At 65.5% G+C, this 612-nt stretch carries 1 protein-coding gene; it reads right to left on the reverse strand.

Annotated features, from left to right (window positions below; all coding sequences use genetic code 11):
* Positions 1–612, reverse strand: a 612-nt coding sequence (locus IB244_RS31605) for a putative Ig domain-containing protein (protein WP_192306994.1), incomplete at both ends; no start/stop codon positions are given.

Raw genomic sequence — 612 nt, forward strand, 5'->3', positions numbered from 1 at the left:
TGCCGGCAAGTGCGGTGCCGAGCGTGCCTGTTGTCGCGCCGAAGCTGACCGCCGTGACGGTCTTGGTGTCGTTTTGATCCGGATCGGTGTCGTTGGCAAGCACGTTGCCGCTGGCGACAGAACCGCCCGAACCATTGGCAATGCCGCCCTTCTCGGTCGCATCGCCAGCGTCGGCAACCGCCGTCGGCGTCGTGTTGCCCGCGATCGTCGTGGTAATATTGAAGGTCTCGCTGGTGGCAAGGCCGGCAATGTCGGTTGCCGTCACCTTGATGCCTGACGTGCCTGTTGCCGTCGGCGTACCGCTGAAGGTCTGCGTCGCGGCGTTGAAGCTCAGCCAGGTGGGAAGAACCGAGCCGTCGGCAGATGTTGCCGTGTAGGTAAGCGTGTCGCCGCTGTCGATATCGGTGAAGGTGCCGGCCGGCAACGCGAACGAGAAGGCAGTGTTGACGGTGGCATTCTGGGTGGCGGTCTGGACCGCCAGAACAGGCGCGTCGTCGGCGCCGTGGACGGTGATCGTCAGCGCGGCCGTGGCCGTGGCGCCGGCGGCGTCACGCATGGTGTAGTTGAAGATCTCGCTCAGCGTGTTGGTCGACAGCCGCAGCGCCTGCACCG

The organism is Rhizobium sp. RHZ02 (genome assembly GCF_014851575.1).
Classification (GTDB): domain Bacteria; phylum Pseudomonadota; class Alphaproteobacteria; order Rhizobiales; family Rhizobiaceae; genus Rhizobium; species Rhizobium altiplani.